Below are 15390 nucleotides of genomic sequence, written 5' to 3' on the forward strand. Positions count from 1 at the left end.
GCTCAGACCCGCACGAACTGCATGCGCGTCTTGTCGCCGAGCTCGAGCACGTCGAGCTCCTGCAGGGAGACGGCGTCGGTGCCCAGCAGCACGCCATTGAGCGTGACGCCACCCACGACGCTGGCCGCCACATAGCCTTGCCGGCGGCGCGTGACCACGGCCACGGCGACGCCGGGCTTGCCGATGGTGGTGACCACTTTTTGCAACGGGACGTCCTGCCCCTCGTTCGCGCCGGACAGCACGCGCAGCACCGGGATGCCAAGCTCGACCAGCGCGCCCGATTCCGTGGGCGCGGACGAGAGCGGCATGGATGCGGAGAATTCGCCGGACGCCGTGCGGACCGAACCCGGCCCCATCGCCAGGTTGCTGCGCGCGCGGAAATGGATGCGGCAGCCCCCGACCTCGATGACATCGTTGTCCTTGAGCGCCTGCTTCTGGATGGCGAGCGCATTGACGTAGGTGCCGTTGGTGCTGTTGAGATCTTCAATTTCGACTTCGCCACCGCTCATGTGCAGCACGGCGTGTTCGCCGCTGACCGCCAGATTGTCGATCACGATGTCGTTGTAGGCACGCCGTCCCAGCGTCGTGCGGTCCTTGGCGAGTGCCACTTGCCCGATGACAACGCCATCGACCGAAATGATCATCTTCGGCATTGCCGACTCCCCGAATGCAAAGCTTTAACGACGGCAAGCGGGACGGCGTGCAGCCGTCGGGGCCTGTTACCTGGCCGCCCGGGGCACTTCGGCAACGCCCGCTCTTGCCAGAACAACCGAAATGTTGTCCCGGCCGCCATTGTCGTTTGCAATTGCAACCAAAAGTGAAGCTTTTTTCTGAAGCCCGACATCGTGTTCTAAAAGCGTGAAAAGCTGCCCATCCGAAACCATCTCGCTCAACCCGTCGGAGCAAAGCATATAGAGGTCGCCGGGTCTTGCGCTGTGCTCGTGCATCTCCAGCAAGACTTGGGGCTCCACGCCAACGGCCCGCGTCACCAGGTTGCGGGTTGGCGAATTGAGGGCTTCCTCGGCGGTGATCGCACCGGCGTCGAGCTGTTGCTGGCGCAATGAATGGTCGCGCGTGAGCAGTTCCAGCTTGTTGTTGCGCAGGCGATAGCAGCGCGAATCGCCGATGTGCCCGACGACCACGCGTTGCGGGCGGAACGCGGCCAGCACCAGCGTCGTTCCCATGCCCTGCAGCTCCGGGTTGGTGGTGCCGGCATGCAGGATCGATCCGTTGGCTTCATCCGTGGCGGCCTGCAGCGCCCGCCGGACCACGCGGGCCGGTGCCTGCATCCCGGCCTGGGCAAACCAGCGGCCGAAGCTGGCGTGCAGCAGCGAGACGGCCATGGCGCTCGCCACCTCGCCGCCCTTGTAGCCGCCCATGCCGTCGGCCAGCAACGCCAGCCCGAGCGCGGCATCGACGTGCACCGCATCTTCGTTGTGGGCGCGCAGCCGGCCGACGTCGGTCAGCGCGGCGAACTCCCAGGTCAGCGGGGGACGGGTCGAGAAGAGGGAGACGCCGACACTCGCCATGGTTTGCCAGCGCCGACTTCGCTAAAACTCAGTGTGCAGCGGCGTGCGCGCGCCGTTGCATCAGGCGGCCAGCGGCCACGACGAACACCGCACCCGCGGCAGCCGCCGCGTAGTGCAACCAGGGGTTGGCCGCCAGCGTGTCGCGCAGCGCGACGTCGCTCACGATGGTCTCGCCGCCGACCCAGCCGATCAGCGCGGCACCCAGCATGACGATGATCGGGAAGCGTTCCATGAGCTTGATCATGAGCGTGCTGCCGAAGATCACCAGCGGAATGCTGATCGCCAGGCCCAGCACCAGCAGCACCATGCTGCCCTGCGCGGCGGCCGCGACGGCGATCACGTTGTCCAGGCTCATCACGAGGTCGGCCAGCAGGATGGTGCGCACGGCCGCCATCATGCTGCCGTATTCCTTGCTTTCTCCTTCGCCATCATCGTCTTCGCTCAGCAGCTGCAGGCCGATCCACAGCAGCAGCAGGCCGCCGATGATCTGCAGGTAAGGCAGCGCCAGCAGCTTGGCCGCCACCACCGTGAGCACGATGCGCAGCACCACGGCCGCGCCCGAGCCGAAGAGCACGGCTTTTTTCTGTTGCGCGGGTGGCAGCGAGCGCGCGGCCATGGCAATGACCACGGCGTTGTCGCCCGACAGGATGATGTTGATCCAGACGATCTTGAGAAGACCGATCCAGAAGTCTGTGCTTTGAAGGAGTTCCATGTCTCTGATCCCACTGTGTTTTATTGAAAAAAGCGCCCGCAATCCAGTGCGGGCGCTTTTTTATTTCTGCGTGGTCCTCTCATGACCCGGCTCTGCGGCCGGTGTCGTGGAGCCGTCTCTTACAGCTTGGCCTTGAGCAGCTTGGCCAGTTCCGAGAAGTTGCGCGTCACGGTGAAGCCGCACTCTTCCATGATGGCGAGCTTGGCTTCGGCGGTGTCGGCACCGCCCGAGATCAGCGCGCCGGCGTGGCCCATGCGCTTGCCGGGAGGGGCGGTGACACCGGCGATGAAGCCGACGACCGGCTTCTTCATGTTGTCCTTGCACCAGCGGGCTGCGTCAGCTTCGTCGGGGCCGCCGATTTCGCCGATCATGATCACGGCGTCGGTTTCGGGATCGTCATTGAAGGCCTTCATCACGTCGATGTGCTTCAGGCCGTTGATCGGGTCGCCGCCGATGCCGACTGCCGACGATTGGCCCAGGCCGATTTCCGTCAGTTGAGCCACGGCTTCGTACGTCAGCGTGCCCGAGCGCGAGACCACGCCGATGCGGCCCTTGCGGTGGATGTGGCCGGGCATGATGCCGATCTTGATTTCGTCGGGCGTGATCAGGCCGGGGCAGTTCGGGCCCAGCAGCAGGGTCTTCTTGCCGCCAGCCGCTTCCTTGGCCTTCATCTTGTTGCGCACTTCGAGCATGTCGCGAACCGGAATGCCTTCGGTGATGCAGATCGCCAGGTCCAGATCGGCTTCGACAGCTTCCCAGATGGCGGCCGCGGCGCCTGCCGGCGGCACGTAGATCACCGACACGGTGGCGCCGGTCTGCGAAGCGGCTTCCTTGACCGAGCCGAAGATCGGGATGTTGAAGATCGACTCGCCGGCCTTCTTCGGGTTCACGCCGGCCACGAAGGCGTTCTTGCCGTTCGCGTATTCCTGGCACTTCTCGGTGTGGAACTGACCGGTCTTGCCGGTGATGCCTTGCGTGATGACTTTGGTGTCTTTGTTGATGTAGATCGACATGACTTGTTCCTTAGGCCTTCTTGACTGCTGCCACGACCTTCTGGGCCGCGTCCGCCATGGTGTCGGCGCTGATGATCGGCAGGCCCGAATCGGCCAGCAGCTTCTTGCCTTCGACTTCGTTGGTGCCCTTCATGCGAACGACCAGCGGCACCTGCAGGTTCACGGCCTTGCAGGCCGCGATCACGCCGGTGGCGATGGTGTCGCACTTCATGATGCCGCCGAAGATGTTCACGAGGATGGCTTCCACGTTCTTGTTCTTCAGCATGATCTTGAAGGCTTCCGTGACCTTCTCGGGGGTGGCACCGCCGCCCACGTCCAGGAAGTTGGCCGGCTCGCCGCCGAACAGCTTGATGGTGTCCATGGTGGCCATGGCCAGGCCGGCGCCGTTCACCAGGCAGCCGATGTTGCCGTCCAGCGAGATGTAGGCCAGGTCGAACTTCGAGGCTTCGACTTCGGCCGCGTCTTCTTCGTCGAGGTCGCGCAGGGCCACGATTTCGGGGTGGCGGAACAGCGCGTTGCTGTCGAAGTTGAACTTGGCGTCCAGCGCCATGACGTTGCCCTTGCTGTCACGGTTGAGCGGGTTGATCTCGACCAGCGAGGCGTCCGTCTCCATGTAGCAGGTGTAGAGCTTCTTCAGGATGTCGACCGTTTGCGCGGTCGAATCGGCCGGCATGCCGATGCCGTCGGCGATCTGCTTGGCCTGTTCGTCGGTCAGGCCCTTTTGCGGGTCTGCGAACACGGTGATGATCTTCTCGGGCGAGGAGTGGGCCACTTCCTCGATGTCCATGCCGCCTTCGCTCGAAGCGATGAACGCGACCTTCTGGGTCGCGCGGTCGGTCACGGCCGAAACGTAGTATTCCTTGTTGATGTCGGCGCCATCTTCGATGTAGAGGCGGCGCACCTTCTGGCCTTCGGGGCCGGTCTGGTGGGTCTTGAGCTGCATGCCGAGGATCTCGCCAGCCAGCTTCTTGACGTCTTCGATCGACTTGGCGACCTTGACGCCGCCGCCCTTGCCGCGGCCACCCGCGTGGATCTGGGCCTTGACGACCCAGACCGGGCCTCCAAGTTTCTGGGCGGCCTCGACCGCCTCCTGGACCGTATAGGCCGGGATGCCGCGCGGCACCGGCACGCCGAACTTGGCAAGGATTTCCTTGCCTTGGTACTCGTGAATCTTCATGAGGGATGTCTCTCGGAAGGAGGAGGTTGAGAACGGGAGATTTGGGGGTGAGAGTGTTTGTGCTCTGTTGTTCGCGGGCGACGGCAGCCTGACGGCTGGGGGCGGCGAACAACCGCGGACTGTATCATGGTGCGCCGCACCAATACTGTACGTAGGGTTGCGGGCAATACGTACTTTCTTCTAGCTACCCCGGGGCACACTCCATCATGGCCAAGGTTTTCATCGACGGCGAGGCCGGCACCACCGGCCTGCAGATTCGCGAACGGCTCCAGACGATGCCGCAGATCGAACTCGTGAGCATCGCGCCCGAGCTGCGAAAAGACGTGAACGCCAAGCGCGACCTGATGGCCGGCGTCGACCTCGTGGTGCTGTGCCTGCACGACGACGCGGCCCGCGAGTCGGTCGCGCTGATCGACCAGCTGCCCGGCAAGAAGCCCAAGATCATCGACGCATCCACGGCGCACCGCATCGCCCCCGGCTGGGTGTTCGGTTTCCCCGAACTGGTGGCCGGCCACTGGCAGGCCGTGGCCCAGGCCGACCGCGTCGGCAACCCCGGCTGCTACGCCACCGGCGCCATCGCCATGGTGCGCCCGCTGATCGACGCGGGCCTGCTGCCGGTCGATTTCCCGATCTCGCTGCCCTCGGTGAGCGGTTATTCGGGCGGCGGCCGGACCATGATCGAGGCCTACGAAAAGAACGACGCGCCGCTTTTCGAGACCTACGCGCTGGGCCTCAAGCACAAACACATCCCCGAAATCATGAAGTACACCGGCCTGACCCGCCGTCCGGTCTTCATTCCGTCGGTGGGCAATTTCAAGCAGGGCATGCTGGTCCAGCTGCCGCTGCACCTCGACCTGCTGCCCGGCAAGCCGAAGGCCGGCGACCTGCAGGACGCGCTGGCCGCGCACTACGCCAAGAGCAACACGCCCGAACAGTTCGTGAAGGTGCTGCCGCCCACCGAAGACGGCAAGCTCGATGCGCTGGCGCTCAACGACACCAACCAGCTCGAGATTCGCGTGTTCCCGAACGAAGACCACCACCATGCCGTGGTGATCGCGCGCCTGGACAACCTCGGCAAGGGCGCCAGCGGCGCCGCGGTGCAAAACCTGAAGTTGATGCTGGCGCTCTGAGGCGCCAGGCTTTCCGGCTTCAGCGCCTGTCGGCCGATCAGCTCACCAACCACAGGCCCACGCCCAGCAGGGCCGCGTGCGCGCCCAACGCGATGTAAAGCGGCTTGCGCGATGGCGCCGCCAGATCCTGCAGCGTCTCGTTGATGCGGCGTGCGAGCAGCGCACGCAGCGCCGGGTCTTGCGCGACAGCGCCTTCGCCCGCCACCGGCTCGCTGTGCGCGGCGCGGCTTTCCTGCCACTCGGTAAGCATCTCGCTCATCGGCAGCCGGTTCAGCACGAAAGCAACCACCGAGCGCACCGCCTTGCCTTCGCCCAGCACCGGCGCGAGCTGCTTGCTCAATGCGTCGACCGACAGCCAATCGGCCGCGCGCTGCAGCGTCCCGTGGGTGCGCGGCATGGCCTCGATGCGGCCCGCGATCGCGCCACCCAGCTTCTGGGCCACGGCTTCGCCGCGCGCCGCCACCAGATGCTGCATGGCCCGTGCGCGGCCTTGGGCCACGCCCAATGCCACGTAAACGCCCACGAACAAGAGCAGCAGAACGGCCACCAGCAGCGACGGCGAAGTGAGCAACGCCAGGATGGCGCCGACCCCGCCGGCACGCGCCGCCGTATTGCCCGGCCCCTGCAGCTGGCTCACATAGAAGATGAAAGCGCCGCCGCCCAGGACAAGCCCGAGCAGGCCGCCCTTGATGACCGAGCCTGCAAAGGCAAGGCCGGCCTTGGCGCCTGTGCGAACGAGGGACGGCTCGCTGACGGGATCAGATGACATTGAAAAGCTCCTCCGGTTTTTTTAAGGCCGCCCCGTGCGAGGCCGGTCGCGAATGATCATGCCATCGGCGCCCACACCATAATCGCGCTCCTACCAACACGAGGAGGACTTCATGGCCGTCAAATTCCAGAAACCGACCGGAGCGTTCGTCGCCGCATCCTGGGCCGCACTTCTCGTCGGCGCCATCGTCTACCTGATCGGGCTGTGGAACGCCACCATGCAGCTCAACGAAAAGGGCTACTACTTCACCGTCCTGATGTATGGCCTCTTCGCCGCCGTGTCGCTGCAAAAGACCGTGCGCGACAAGCTCGAGGGCACCTCGGTCACCGCCATCTACTACGGCCTGTGCTGGATCTCGCTGCTGCTCTCCGTCGCGCTGCTTGCCATCGGCCTGTTCAATGCCACGCTGGCCAACAGCGAAAAAGGCTTCTACGGCATGGCCTTCCTGCTGAGCCTGTTCGGCGCGGTGGCGGTGCAGAAGAACGTGCGCGACATCGCGGCGTACAAGAACGAACACCCCACGGCCGACGACATTCCCGACGCGGGCTGAAGCCCCTGTAGCTCCTCTTTGCGCCAGCCGCGCTACTCGTTGTCGTTGTAGCCGCTGGCGCCCATCAGCGCCGACAGGCGCGCCGCGATGCTGCCGGCGATCTCCCGCACCTGCGCCACGTCGGGGCCGGCTTTCTGGTCGATGCGCTCCAGGTGCGGCACGTTGATCGCCGCGATCACGTGGTTGGCCACCCCCATCACCGGAAAGGCGATGTTGGTGATGCCCCGGATCTGCCGGCTCGGCATCGCCGCATGGCCACGCTCGCGAACGTCCTTGAGGATCGCGAAAAGCTCGCCCGGGTCCATGTCCTGCTCGCCCTCGACGCGGATGTGCGTGCCCAGCATGCGGGCGCGGTCGATCTCGTCGCGAAAGGCCAGCAGCACGTGGCCGGACGAGGTGTCGGTCAGCCCCATCATCACGCCCACCTTGAGCCCGAAGGACCAGCGCTCCGGGCTCTCGACCTGCGCAATCACCACCACCCGCCCGCCCTGGTACATCGCCAGGTGGCACGACTGGCGTGAACGATTCGCCAGCTCGCGCAGCAGCGGCAGCGCCGCGCTCACCAGGCTCTTGAGCGGCTGCTGGCGGTGCGCCAGCTCGAACATCCGCAGCGTGAGCGTGTAGCGGTCGTTCTCGTCGACCTGCACATAGCCGCGCCGCTGCAGCGTCACCGCCATGCGGAAGATCTCGCTGACCTTGCGGCCCACCTTCTGCGCCAGCTCGTTGAGCGTGCAGCCGGTGACGCTGTCGGCCAGCACCTCCAGGATGTCCAACCCCTTTTCAAGGGCCGGCGCCGAGTAGCGCGGCCCGGCGTCCAGCCCGTCTTCCGGCTCGGAAGACGGGGCTTCGATCGATGGCTCTGTGAGGCTGCTCGGCATCTTTGGATTCATGGCGCGTCAAGCGTACACGCACGGCAAACCGGCTTCGGGTAGCGCCGGCCTGCTATGCCTTGGTGCCTCAGTTCGACCAGCCGCCGTCGATCATGTGGATGGTCCCGGTCGTGAAGGCCGATTCGTCCGACGCCAGGTACACCACCAGCGCGGCAATTTCTTCCGGCCGGCCGACGCGGCCCAGTGGCTGGCGTGCGACGAACGCCGCGCGCACCGTGGCCTCGTCGGCACCGGCCTGCTCGGCCTGGGCCGCGATGCGGTCGCGCAGCGAGGGTGATTCGACGGTGCCCGGGCAGATCGCGTTGCAGCGGATGCCTTGCTGGATGAAGTCCGCCGCCACCGCCTTGGTCAGCCCGATGACCGCCGCCTTCGACGCACCGTAGACAAAGCGGTTGGGCACGCCCTTCACGCTCGACGCGGCCGAGGCCATGTTGATGATCGAGCCGCCGTGTTCCAGCATCGCGGGCAGGAAGGCGCGGATGGTGCGATACATCGACTTCACGTTGAGGTCCATGCTGAAGTCCCAGTCGGCTTCCTCGCAGGCCAGGATGTTGCCGCTGTGCACGAAGCCGGCGCAGTTGAAGAGCACGTCCAGCCGGCCGGCGGTCTGTGCGAAGGCCTGCAGCGCGGCGCTGTCGCGCACGTTGAGCGATGCGGTCTTGAGGCCCGCCAACCCTTCCTCGCGCGCCAGTGCGGCGAGTTCGGCCAGCGCGGCTTCGTCCACGTCGGTGGCCCACACGGTGGCGGCGCCTTCACGGGCCAGTGCGAGTGCGCTGGCGCGGCCGATGCCCTTGCCTGCGGCGGTGACGAGGATGTTCTTGCCCTGAACGCGGTTGCTCATGTTGCGGTGTCCTTGGTTTGATTTGAGTACTGATGAAATTTCTATTTCATGTATGAAATCAAATGTACGTCAAGGCTTCCGGATTTGGAGCGCCTGAAAGACGCCAGACCACGCCTTTCTCATCGGTATTTACCCGTAAACAGGCGCAAACCCCAGCGCCAAAACCGGCCTGCCCTGTTAGCCTAAATGCTGAAATCAAGTTTTATCTAAGAAAACAGAGACATGACCACCGCGACTGACTTGCTGCTGCCCCGGTTGCAGGCCTGCTACACCGGCATCCTTCACGACGTCATGCGCGCCGCGGGCCTGCGCGACTTCACGCTGCCGCCCACGCTGCGCCCGCTGATCGCCGGCAAGAAGATCTGCGGCCCGGCCTTCACGGTGAGCGGCCGCGTCGACCCCACCGCCGACCCGCACGAAACGCTGATGGCCTGGACCGGCTTTTTGTCGCGCGCCAAGCCGGGCCACATCGCGGTGATCCAGCCCAACGACTCGACGGTCTCGCACATGGGCGAGCTCTCGGCCGAGACGCTCGGACGCAAGGGCGTGCTGGGCGTGATCGCCGACGGCGGCGTGCGCGATGCCGAATTCATCATCGCGCAGGGCTTCCAGGTCTGGCACCGCTACTTCACGCCGCGCGACGTGGTCGGCTACTGGCTGCCCGACGCGATGGACGTGCCGGTGCGCATCGGCGACGTCACGGTGAACCCCGGCGACCTGCTGCTGGCCGACACCGACGGCGTGATCTGCATCCCGCTCGCGCAAGCCGACGCGCTCATCACCGAGGCCGAACACATGATGGGCCGCGAGAACCTCGTGCGCACCGCCATCCTCGCGGGCACCGACCCGCAAGAGGCCTACCTGAAGTACCGCAAGTTCTGAGGCATCGAACGGTGAGCGCCACGCAACCCCTCGACGCCCGGCTCGTGCTGCTGTCGCCCGAAGACAACTGCCTGATCGCCTGCACCCACCTGGCCGCCGGCGCGGTGGTGCAGCTCGAGGGCGGCAGCGCCACGCTGCCGCGCGACATCGGCCTGGGCCACAAGCTCGCGCGCCGCGCCATCGCCGCGGGCGAGAAGGTGCTGAAGTACGGCGCCGTCATCGGCAGCCTGCGCGTTCCGGTCGAGGCCGGCGCGCACATCCACACGCACAACCTCGACAGCGACTACACACCCACCTACACGCTGGACGAAGGCAAGACCTTCGTCGGCCATGCCTGAAGCGACGACAAGACCCGCCATGCGCTCAACGAACCCGCTCCAACTCCACGGCTACCCGCGCGCCGACGGCCGCAAGGGCATCCGCAACGTGGTGGTCGTGGCCTACCTGGTCGAATGCGCGCACCACGTGGCGCGCGAGATCACGCTGAACTTCCGCCAGCAGCAGGGCGATGTCGAGGTGCACCTCGTCGGCTTCCCCGGCTGCTACCCCAACGCTTACGCCGAACGCATGATGGAAGCGATCACCACGCACCCCAACGTGGGCGCGGCGCTGTTGATCTCGCTGGGCTGCGAGAGCATGAACAAGCGCAAGCTCGAACAGGCCATCGAGGCCTCGGGCCGGCCGGTGCACACGCTGACGATCCAGCAGAAGGGCGGCACCCGCAGCACGATCCGCGAAGGCACCGAGTGGGTCGAATGGGCGCTGGCCGAACTCGCGCAGCAAGAGCGCGTGCCGATGGCCATGAACGAGCTCATCGTCGGCACCATCTGCGGCGGCTCCGACGGCACCAGCGGCATCACCGCCAACCCGGCTGTGGGCCGCGCCTTCGACCTGCTGATCGCACAGGACGCGCGCTGCATCTTCGAAGAAACCGGCGAGCTGATCGGCTGCGAGTTCCACATGAAGCGCCGCGCCGCCACGCCCGAACTCGGCGAGGCGATCGTCGAGTGCGTGAACAAGGCCGCGCGCTACTACAGCACCATGGGCCACGGCAGCTTTGCGCCGGGCAACGCCGACGGCGGCCTCTCGACCATCGAGGAAAAATCGCTCGGCGCCTATGCCAAGAGCGGCGCCTCGCCGATCAACGGCATCGTCAAGCCGGGCGACGTGCCGCCGCAGGGTGGCCTGTACCTGCTCGACGTGGTGCCCGATGGCGAGCCGCGCTTCGGCTTTCCGAACATCAGCGACAACGCCGAGATCGTCGAGCTGATCGCCTGCGGCGCGCACCTCATTCTGTTCACCACCGGACGCGGCTCGGTGGTGGGCTCGGCAGTCTCGCCGGTCATCAAGGTCTGCGCCAACCCCGACACCTACCGCCACCTTGCCGAGGACATGGACGTGGACGCCGGCCGCATCCTCGAAGGGCGCGGCACGCTGCAGGAGGTGGGGCAGGAAATCTTCGATGCGGTGCGCGACGTGGCCAACGGCGCGGCCAGCAAGTCCGAAGGGCTGGGCCACCGCGAGTTCATCCTGACCTACAAGGCCTTCGAGCCCCTGGGCCCTTCGTGCCTGCCGCTGCGCCCCATGGCACACGCGGCCTGAGCCGGCCACTCCTGCGAACGATTCCCCGAAGGAGATTTCTTGAACTACCAGTTCGATTTCGCCCCCGTGCTCGCGCAGTGGCCGCTGCTGCTGGAGGGCGCATGGACGACGATCCAGTTGTCTTTCATCGCCACCCTGCTGGGCTTTGCGCTGGGCACGGTCTGCGCACTGGGCCGCAACAGCCGGCACGGCTGGCTGCGCGGCCTGACGGGCGCTTATGTGGAGGCGATCCGCAACACGCCGCTGCTCATCCAGAGCTACTTCCTGATCTTCGGCCTGTCGAGCGCGGGCGTGACCATGCCGATATTGGTGGGCGCGGTGCTCGCGCTGGTGGTGAACATCGGCGCGTACAGCTGCGAGATCATCCGCGCCGGCATCGAGTCGATCCACAAGGGCCAGCTCGAAGCCGCGCAGTGCCTGGGCCTGTCGAAGCTGCAGGTGTTCTGGCACGTGATCCTTCGCCCGGCCGTGGAACGCGTGTACCCGGCGCTCGCCAGCCAGTTCGTGCTGCTGATGCTGGCCTCCAGCATCATGTCGTCGATCGGCGCGGAAGAGCTGTTCGGCGTGGCCAACCGCATCCAGTCGGACACCTTCCGCAACTTCGAGATCTTCATCGTGCTGTGGGTGGTTTACCTCGCGCTGTCGTACGCCATGCGCCTGGGCTTCTGGCTGCTGGGCATGCTGATCTTTCCGCGCCGGCGCAAGCTCGGCACGCCGCTGTGAAGGGAGCCGCGCCATGACATTCATGCCGGCCGATCACTTCGGCTTTCTCCTGTTGGGTGCATGGGGCACGGTGCAGCTTTCGGCGCTCGCCTTCGTCGGCGGCGGGCTGATCGGGCTCGCCGTGGCGCTGGCCCGCGTATCGCCAGTGAAGGCGGTGCGCATGGCGGCCGCGGGCTACATCCAGGTCATCCAGGGCACACCGTTGCTGGTGCTGATGGGCGTGTGCTTCTTCGGTCCCAACATCGCCGGCATCGGCTCGGTGCCCGCGATCGTCGCGGCAGCACTGGCCATCACGGTCTACGCGAGCGCCTTCCTCGGCGAGATCTGGCGCGGCTGCATCCAGGCAGTGCCGCGCGCGCAATGGGAAGCCGCCGAATGCCTGGCGCTCACGCGCTGGGAGCGCATGCGCCGCGTGATCCTGCCGCAGGCGCTGCGCATCGCGACGCCACCCACCGTGGGCTTCCTGGTGCAGATCATCAAGAACACATCGATCGCGTCGCTGGTGGTCGGCTATGCCGAGCTGTCCTACAACGCGAAGGTGCTGAACAACTCGACCTTCCAGCCCTTCCTGTATTTCGGGTGTGCGGTGGTTCTCTATTTCATTCTTTGCTACCCGCTCTCGCGGTGGAGCCGCGCCCTCGAAAGGAAGCTCAATGCAGCCCGTGGTTGAACTCAACGACGTCCACAAGCACTTCGGCAAGCTGCATGTGCTCAAGGGCGTGTCGTTCTCGGTGACGCGCGGGCAGGTGGTCGCCATCATCGGCCAGAGCGGCTCGGGCAAGAGCACGGCGCTGCGCTGCATCGACCGGCTGGAGACCATCGACAGCGGCACCATCCAGTGCTGCGGCCATGCGGTGCACGACGCGGCACCGAACCTGCGCGAACTGCGCAAGGACGTGGGCATCGTGTTCCAGAGCTACAACCTGTTCCCGCACCTCACGGTCAAGCAGAACATCACGCTCGCGCCGCAGTCGGTGAAGAAGCTGCGCGCCTCCGAAGCCAACGCGCTGGCCATGGAAGTGCTCGAGCGCGTGGGCCTGGCCGAGAAGGCCGACGCCTACCCCGAGCAACTGTCGGGCGGCCAGCAGCAGCGCGTGGCCATCGCGCGCTCGCTCGCGATGAAGCCGCAGCTCATGCTGTTCGACGAAGTGACGTCCGCGCTCGACCCGCAGCTCACCGGCGAAGTGCTCAAGGTGATGGAAAAGCTCGCGTCCGAAGGCATGACCATGATCCTGGTCACGCACGAGATGGCTTTTGCGCGCGGCGTGGCCGACAAGATCATCTACATGCACCAGGGACTGGTCTGGGAAGAGGGCGACGCCAGCATCCTCAGCAACCCGCAGACGCCCGAGCTGCAGCATTTTCTCGGCACCGGGCTTTGAGACCCGCGCCCACCTTCACAACTCCAGGAGACCTTCGATGACCCGCTCTCTCTTTGCCAAGCGCCGCGGCGCACTGATTTCCGCCCTCGCGCTGGCCCTGCCGCTCGTCTTCATCGGCGGCGCGGCGCATGCCGACCAGCTCGACACCATCACGGCCGCCAAGAAGATCCGCGTGGCCATCGACCTGGCCGTGCCGCCCTATGGCCTGAAGGACGAAAAACTCAACGCCACCGGCTCCGACGTCGAGACCGCGCGCCTGCTGGCCAAGAGCCTGGGCGTGGAGCTCGAGATCGTGCAGACCACCGGCGCCAACCGCATTCCGTTCCTGCAGACCGACAAGGCCGACATCGTGATCTCGAGCATGTCGGTCACGCCCGAGCGCGAGAAGGTGGTCGACTTCTCGATTCCCTACGCCGCCATCCTGGCGGTGGTCGGCGCGCCCAAGAGCATGGCGATCAGCGGGCCCGCCGACCTGGCCGGCAAGAAGGTGATCGCCACGCGCGGCACCACCAACGACCAGGAGCTCACCAGGGTCGCGCCGGCCGGCACGCAGATCGTGCGCTTCGACGACGACGCCACCTCGATCACGGCCGTGATCAGCGGGCAGGCCGACATCTTCGCGACCGCGCCGCCGTTGCTGAAGACCATCAACGAGAAGAACCCCGCCAAGCAGATGGAGCCCAAGTTCACGATGAAGGTGAACATGCTGGCGATCGGCCTGCGCAAGAACGAACCCCGGCTGAAGGCCAAGCTCGACGACTTCGTGAAGGCGCAGCTCAAGAGCGGCGAGCTCAACACCATCTACAAGAAGTTCCATGGCGCCGACCTGCCCGCCGACGTGATGCGCAACGGAGCCTGAGCATCATGGCGAAGATCGACCAGGTCGAGATCGCGCAGATCGACATTGCGCCCAAGGTCAAGCGCACCGACGCCATCCAGTCCTTCGTGACGCAAGAGACCGTGATGGTCACGGTGCGCTGCGACGACGGCTCGGTGGGCACGGGCTACACGTACACCATCGGCACGGGCGGCTCGTCGATCGTGGCGCTGCTGCACGACCACCTGGTGCCGCGCCTGATCGGGCGCGATCCGCAGCAGTACGAGGCGATCTGGCGCGACCTGTTCTTCCACACGCATGCCACCGCGGTCGGCGCCATCACCAGCCTGGCGCTGGCCGCCATCGACACCGCACTGTGGGACCGCAATGCGCGCGCGGCCAACCTGCCGTTGTGGCGACTGGCCGGCGGTGCGCAGTCGCGCGTGCCGGTCTACACCACCGAAGGCGGCTGGCTGCACATCGAGCCCGCGCAGCTGGTCGAGCAGACGCTCGCGGCCAAGGCCGATGGTTTTCTCGGCGCGAAGATCAAGGTCGGCAAGCCGCATGTGGCACAAGACATCGCGCGCCTGTCGGCCGTGCGCGAAGCAGTCGGCGCGGATTTCGAACTGATGGTCGATGCCAACCAGAGCTTCACCGTGGCCGAGGCCATTCGTCGCACGCGCCAGTACGCGCCGCTCGACCTTGCATGGTTCGAGGAGCCGATGCCGGCCGAGCATGTGCGCGGGCATGCGCAACTGCTGGCCAGCACCAGCGTGCCGATCGCGGTGGGCGAGTCGATGTACCACCCGTCGCAGTTCGCCGAATACATCCAGCAGGGTGCCTGCTCCATCGTGCAGGCCGACGTGGCGCGCGTGGGCGGCATCACGCCGTGGCTGAAGATCGCGCACCTGGCCGAGGCCCACAACATCGCGATGTGCCCGCACTTCCTGATGGAGCTGCATGTGAGCCTGTGCGCGGCGGTGCCGAATGCACGCTGGGTCGAATACATCCCGCAGCTCGACGACCTGACGACGAGCCGTCTGCGCATCGAGGACGGCCATGCGGTGGCGCCGGAGACGCCGGGGCTGGGCATCGAGTGGGATGCGGATCAGCTCAAGGCGCGGCGCAAGTTCGAGCCGCTTGTTGTGCGCGGCTGAGAAAGCCTGCTTGCGGTCTGTTTGGCATTGGGGCGCTGCTGTTCAGGGCGGTGCCCACGCCGACGGCGTACTCCCCTCCGCGAATGTCCCCCGCTTCGCTCCTCCTTTATTTCGCTGCGGGGAGCACACCGCCAGCGTGAGCGTGTTCAGAGCAGTCGTTGATCGGCCGCACACCGGCAGCGTGCCCTCGTGCGAATGGCATCGGATGCTCCCCGC

The 15390-nt window shown here is 66.0% G+C and carries 18 protein-coding genes; 10 read left to right on the top strand and 8 right to left on the bottom strand.

The window, feature by feature from the left end; genetic code table 11:
- Positions 1-2: 2 nt before the first annotated feature.
- The 5 genes from ACGLHS_RS21085 to sucC all read right to left on the bottom strand — a co-directional run bounded on the left by ACGLHS_RS21085 (position 3) and on the right by sucC (position 4431).
- Positions 3-653 (bottom strand): FHA domain-containing protein, encoded by a 651-nt coding sequence (locus tag ACGLHS_RS21085; RefSeq protein WP_394482906.1) that lies wholly within the window; start codon positions 651-653, stop codon positions 3-5.
- Between the two features lie 66 nt (positions 654-719).
- Positions 720-1529 carry a Stp1/IreP family PP2C-type Ser/Thr phosphatase gene (locus ACGLHS_RS21090; RefSeq protein ID WP_093242592.1) on the bottom strand — a complete coding sequence of 270 codons (810 nt, stop codon included), beginning with the start codon at positions 1527-1529 and terminating at the stop codon, positions 720-722.
- A 28-nt stretch (positions 1530-1557) separates the two neighbouring features.
- On the bottom strand, positions 1558-2241 hold the full coding sequence (locus ACGLHS_RS21095) for a TerC family protein (RefSeq protein ID WP_093242590.1): 684 nt from the start codon (positions 2239-2241) through the stop codon (positions 1558-1560).
- Between the two features lie 119 nt (positions 2242-2360).
- Positions 2361-3254 carry a succinate--CoA ligase subunit alpha gene (gene sucD, locus ACGLHS_RS21100; protein ID WP_093242588.1) on the bottom strand — a complete coding sequence of 298 codons (894 nt, stop codon included), beginning with the start codon at positions 3252-3254 and terminating at the stop codon, positions 2361-2363.
- Between the two features lie 10 nt (positions 3255-3264).
- A complete protein-coding gene (gene sucC, locus ACGLHS_RS21105) occupies positions 3265-4431 on the bottom strand; it encodes an ADP-forming succinate--CoA ligase subunit beta (RefSeq protein ID WP_093242586.1) in 1167 nt (388 codons plus the stop codon).
- A 206-nt stretch (positions 4432-4637) separates the two neighbouring features.
- On the opposite strand from sucC, the gene argC reads away from it, so the two are divergent.
- Positions 4638-5561: an N-acetyl-gamma-glutamyl-phosphate reductase gene (argC, locus tag ACGLHS_RS21110; protein ID WP_394482910.1), complete on the top strand. Its 924-nt coding sequence runs from the start codon at positions 4638-4640 to the stop codon at positions 5559-5561.
- Between the two features lie 37 nt (positions 5562-5598).
- Here argC and ACGLHS_RS21115 read toward each other — a convergent pair whose 3' ends face one another.
- The gene (locus ACGLHS_RS21115; RefSeq protein WP_394482912.1) at positions 5599-6330 is read right to left on the bottom strand and encodes a hypothetical protein; all 732 of its coding nucleotides are present in this window, start codon (positions 6328-6330) and stop codon (positions 5599-5601) included.
- A gap of 112 nt (positions 6331-6442) precedes the next feature.
- On the opposite strand from ACGLHS_RS21115, the gene yiaA reads away from it, so the two are divergent.
- A complete protein-coding gene (gene yiaA / locus ACGLHS_RS21120) occupies positions 6443-6880 on the top strand; it encodes an inner membrane protein YiaA (RefSeq protein ID WP_093242580.1) in 438 nt (145 codons plus the stop codon).
- Between the two features lie 32 nt (positions 6881-6912).
- Here the strand turns inward: yiaA and ACGLHS_RS21125 are convergent, their stop codons facing one another.
- Positions 6913-7770, bottom strand: coding sequence for an IclR family transcriptional regulator (locus tag ACGLHS_RS21125; protein ID WP_394482915.1), 858 nt, complete (start codon positions 7768-7770; stop codon positions 6913-6915).
- 67 nt (positions 7771-7837) lie between these two features.
- Positions 7838-8611 (bottom strand): SDR family oxidoreductase, encoded by a 774-nt coding sequence (locus tag ACGLHS_RS21130; protein WP_093242576.1) that lies wholly within the window; start codon positions 8609-8611, stop codon positions 7838-7840.
- 222 nt (positions 8612-8833) lie between these two features.
- Here ACGLHS_RS21130 and ACGLHS_RS21135 point away from each other — a divergent pair, with 222 nt between their 5' ends.
- The 8 genes from ACGLHS_RS21135 to ACGLHS_RS21170 are packed head-to-tail and all read left to right on the top strand — an operon-like array spanning position 8834 to position 15174.
- On the top strand, positions 8834-9493 hold the full coding sequence (locus ACGLHS_RS21135; RefSeq protein ID WP_093242574.1) for an RraA family protein: 660 nt from the start codon (positions 8834-8836) through the stop codon (positions 9491-9493).
- An 11-nt stretch (positions 9494-9504) separates the two neighbouring features.
- On the top strand, positions 9505-9831 hold the full coding sequence (locus ACGLHS_RS21140) for a UxaA family hydrolase (RefSeq protein ID WP_394482917.1): 327 nt from the start codon (positions 9505-9507) through the stop codon (positions 9829-9831).
- Between the two features lie 19 nt (positions 9832-9850).
- The gene (locus ACGLHS_RS21145) at positions 9851-11095 is read left to right on the top strand and encodes a UxaA family hydrolase (RefSeq protein ID WP_394482919.1); all 1245 of its coding nucleotides are present in this window, start codon (positions 9851-9853) and stop codon (positions 11093-11095) included.
- Between the two features lie 39 nt (positions 11096-11134).
- Positions 11135-11818, top strand: a complete 684-nt coding sequence (locus ACGLHS_RS21150; RefSeq protein WP_093242570.1) for an amino acid ABC transporter permease — start codon at positions 11135-11137, stop codon at positions 11816-11818.
- A 22-nt stretch (positions 11819-11840) separates the two neighbouring features.
- Positions 11841-12488, top strand: coding sequence for an amino acid ABC transporter permease (locus ACGLHS_RS21155; RefSeq protein ID WP_093243426.1), 648 nt, complete (start codon positions 11841-11843; stop codon positions 12486-12488).
- On the top strand, positions 12472-13200 hold the full coding sequence (locus tag ACGLHS_RS21160) for an amino acid ABC transporter ATP-binding protein (RefSeq protein ID WP_394482922.1): 729 nt from the start codon (positions 12472-12474) through the stop codon (positions 13198-13200). The genes ACGLHS_RS21155 and ACGLHS_RS21160 overlap by 17 nt, the downstream gene beginning before the upstream one ends.
- 37 nt (positions 13201-13237) lie before the next feature.
- The gene (locus ACGLHS_RS21165) at positions 13238-14059 is read left to right on the top strand and encodes a transporter substrate-binding domain-containing protein (protein WP_394482924.1); all 822 of its coding nucleotides are present in this window, start codon (positions 13238-13240) and stop codon (positions 14057-14059) included.
- A 5-nt stretch (positions 14060-14064) separates the two neighbouring features.
- Positions 14065-15174: a mandelate racemase/muconate lactonizing enzyme family protein gene (locus tag ACGLHS_RS21170; protein WP_394482926.1), complete on the top strand. Its 1110-nt coding sequence runs from the start codon at positions 14065-14067 to the stop codon at positions 15172-15174.
- Positions 15175-15390: the final 216 nt, after the last annotated feature.

The sequence above is a fragment of the Variovorax sp. VaC1 genome (assembly GCF_043658315.1).
In the GTDB taxonomy this organism is placed as follows: Bacteria; Pseudomonadota; Gammaproteobacteria; order Burkholderiales; family Burkholderiaceae_C; genus Variovorax.